The 3129-nt window shown below is 72.3% G+C and carries 3 protein-coding genes; 2 read left to right on the forward strand and 1 reads right to left on the reverse strand.

Features of this window, described 5'->3' with window-relative positions; genetic code table 11:
* Positions 1–298: 298 nt before the first annotated feature.
* Positions 299–1498, reverse strand: coding sequence for a signal recognition particle-docking protein FtsY (ftsY, locus tag ABZ281_RS43825; protein ID WP_356663787.1), 1200 nt, complete (start codon positions 1496–1498; stop codon positions 299–301).
* Between the two features lie 150 nt (positions 1499–1648).
* Here ftsY and ABZ281_RS43830 point away from each other — a divergent pair, with 150 nt between their 5' ends.
* Both ABZ281_RS43830 and ABZ281_RS43835 read left to right on the forward strand, forming a co-directional pair.
* A complete protein-coding gene (locus tag ABZ281_RS43830) occupies positions 1649–2620 on the forward strand; it encodes an LLM class flavin-dependent oxidoreductase (RefSeq protein ID WP_356663783.1) in 972 nt (323 codons plus the stop codon).
* A 182-nt stretch (positions 2621–2802) separates the two neighbouring features.
* Positions 2803–3042: a hypothetical protein gene (locus ABZ281_RS43835; protein WP_356663785.1), complete on the forward strand. Its 240-nt coding sequence runs from the start codon at positions 2803–2805 to the stop codon at positions 3040–3042.
* Positions 3043–3129: the final 87 nt, after the last annotated feature.

A 3129-nucleotide genomic window follows, 5' to 3' on the forward strand; every position in this document is an offset into this window, starting at 1 on the left:
GGTGCCCCCTGCTCGAGCGGAGTCGAGAGCCTGGGGGAGCGTGCCGGGCGTCGTGACGGGGCGAACGTTGCCTGCCGCGGCACCAGGGCCTGTCGTTTGGATCGTGGCGGCGGGGCCAGGCCCTCGCCTCATTCAAGGACCACGCAAAGCGTGTCGCCTGTCACCAACGTCCCGGGACAGCGCACCTGGCCGCGGCAGCGACACACAGCGAAGCGCCCGGCCCCGACCTGACCTCGGGGTCGGGCGCTTCGCCGTGCACGTACGACGTTCGTAGGTGAATCCTCGGTAGGTGCCGAGCTCACTCTCCGATAAGGGCGTCAACGAACGCCTCCGGCTCGAACGGCGCCAGGTCGTCCGCGCCCTCGCCGAGCCCGATGAGCTTGACCGGGACGCCCAGCTCGCGCTGGACCGCGACCACGATGCCGCCCTTGGCCGTGCCGTCCAGCTTGGTCAGCACGATGCCGGTGATGTCGACGACCTCGGAGAAGACGCGGGCCTGGACCAGGCCGTTCTGGCCGGTGGTGGCGTCCAGGACGAGCAGCACCTCGTCGACCGGGGCGTGCTTCTCCACGACCCGCTTGACCTTGCCGAGCTCGTCCATGAGGCCGGTCTTGGTGTGCAGGCGGCCGGCGGTGTCGATGAGCACGACGTTCGCGCCCATCTCCTTGCCCTCCTTGACCGCGTCGAAGGCGACGGAGGCCGGGTCGCCGGCCTCCGGCCCGCGCACGGTGTGGGCGCCGACGCGCTCGCCCCAGGTCTGGAGCTGGTCGGCGGCGGCGGCACGGAAGGTGTCGGCGGCACCGAGGACGACGCTCTGGCCGTCGGCCACCAGGACGCGGGCGAGCTTGCCGGTGGTGGTGGTCTTGCCGGTGCCGTTGACGCCGACGACCATCACGATGCCCGGCTTGCGGTCCTCCGGCTCGGTCTTGACGACGCGGTCCATGTCGCGGCCGACCAGCGTGAGCAGCTCCTCGCGGAGCAGGGTGCGCAGCTCCTCGGGGGTGCGGGTGCCGAGCACCTTCACGCGCTCGCGCAGCCGCCCGACCAGTTCCTGGGTGGGCTGCACGCCGACATCGGCGGTGAGCAGCGTGTCCTCGATCTCCTCCCAGGTGTCCTCGTCGAGGTGCTCGCGCGACAGCAGGATGAGCAGGCCCTTGCCGAGGGCGTTCTGCGAGCGCGAGAGCCGGGTCCGCAGCCGGACGAGACGGCCGGCGGTGGGTTCCGGGATCTCGATCTCGGGAGCTTCGGCGGGCGGCTCCTCGACTACGACCGGAGCCGAGCCGTCCGGGAGATCCACCTCCTCTATCGTGCGCCGCGGTTCCTCCCGCGGCGTCTCGGCCTCGTCGCCGACGTGCGGCTCGGCCGGTGGGGCCGTGATGTCGGGCGCTGCGGGCGGGGGCGGCGGCAGCTGCTTCTTGCGCCGGCTGCCGACGATGAGCCCGCCGAGCGCGCCGAGCACGACCACGGCGATGACTACAGCAAGGATGACGATGTCCATAACGCGTCCAGTATCAGTCATGGGGCCCCGGGTCACCCTGCTCGCACCGCGCGGGAGGGCCAGGGCCGCCGGATCTCCACACCCCTGGATGTCTGACGCATCGTCAGCTAACGTCCCCCGGACACCCGCCCGGTGGAGGGAGACGCCCCCATGCCCGTCACGGTCGCACGCTTCAACCTCGTCGCTCCCGGGGCGGCCCCCGCGGAGCTCGGCGCCCGGTACCGGGCGGCTCTGGAGATGGCCGCGTACGCCGACGACCGGGGCGTGAGCACCGTTCAGACGGAGGAGCACCACGGGGCCGTGAACAACTGGCTGCCGTCGCCGTTCGCCTTCGCGGGGGCCGTCTTCGGCGCCACCCGGCGTGTCGCGGTCACCGTCTCGGCGATCATCGGCCCGCTGCACGACCCGCTGCGGCTGGCCGAGGAGATCGCGGTGCTGGACCTGCTGAGCAACGGCCGGCTGGTGACGGTCGCCGGGATCGGGTACCGGCCGGAGGAGTACGACCTGTTCGGCGTGGATTTCGCCCGGCGCGGCAAGCTCCAGGACGAGCTGCTGGAGACCCTGCTGAAGGCCTGGACCGGCGAGCCGTTCCCCTACCGCGGCCGCACCGTCCGCATCACCCCGCGCCCCTTCACCGACCCGCACCCGCTGCTCCTGGTGGGCGGCTCCTCCCGGGCCGCCGCCCGCCGCGCCGCCCGGCTCGGCCTGCCCTTCTTTCCCAGCGCACACCTGCCGGAGCTGGAGGCGTACTACAAGGAGCTGCTCGTCGAGTACGGCACCGAGGGCTGGGTGATGATGCCCGCCGCCGAGACGCCTCTGCTGCACCTGGCCGAGGACCCGGACGGCGCTTGGTCGCGGTACGGGCAGCACTTCCTGCACGAGGCACGGACGTACGCCTCCTGGCAGTCCGGCGGGGTGCGCTCGGCGGTGAAGTCGGCCGCGACGACGGTCGAGGACCTGCGCGCGGAGGGCGTGTACCGGATCCTCACCCCGGACGCGTGCGTGGCACTCGGGCTGGACTCCTACGTCCTGCATCCGCTGGCGGGCGGGATGCCGGTGGAGGAGGGGTGGCGGAGTCTGCAGCTGTTCTGCGAGCAGGTGCTGCCGCGGCTGGGGAGCTGACGAGCGCGGGATATCCCGTGGTCGGCCGCGGCTGCGTGGTGATCCATTGGCGCCATGAGCCTCTCGGTCGATGTGTTCCTGCGCGAGCCGGACGGACAGTGGCGGATCCTCGACGTCCCCGAAGGGCGCGACGACTCGGCCGGGTTCGAGTCCTGGCGCCGGACGGTGTGGGATCGGAGCCGGTGCGTGCGCTGGGCGCCCGGTTCCTGCCGGTGCCGACCGACGACGACTTGGAGATCGACGCCGAGGAGGTCGCGGAGTTCCTGCGCGTGGTGGCGCTGCTGCGCGAGCACCTCTACGCCATCGCCGAGAACACGCGGCGACCTCACGGACTCGCCGAGCCCCGGGCGGGGCCGGTGCGACGGCTGCGGAACCTGGAGGTGGCCGCCCTGCACGCCCAGGTGATCGGGGCGGCGTCCTGATCCGGTGAGACGACAGACCGCCGCCCCGGCTCGGCTCAACAGTGGTGGTCATTTATCGGTCACTCCCCGCGGTCGCGTCGGCCAAGG

Origin of the sequence: Streptomyces sp. NPDC006265 (assembly GCF_040613555.1) — a bacterium.
Lineage (GTDB): Bacteria > Actinomycetota > Actinomycetes > Streptomycetales > Streptomycetaceae > Streptomyces.

Excerpts from the sequence above, each read along its gene's own strand:
- ABZ281_RS43830 (WP_356663783.1), top strand. The coding sequence starts at position 1,649 with ATGCCCGTCACGGTCGCACGCTTCAACCTCGTCGCTCCCGGGGCGGCC.
- ftsY (WP_356663787.1), bottom strand. The coding sequence starts at position 1,498 with ATGGACATCGTCATCCTTGCTGTAGTCATCGCCGTGGTCGTGCTCGGC.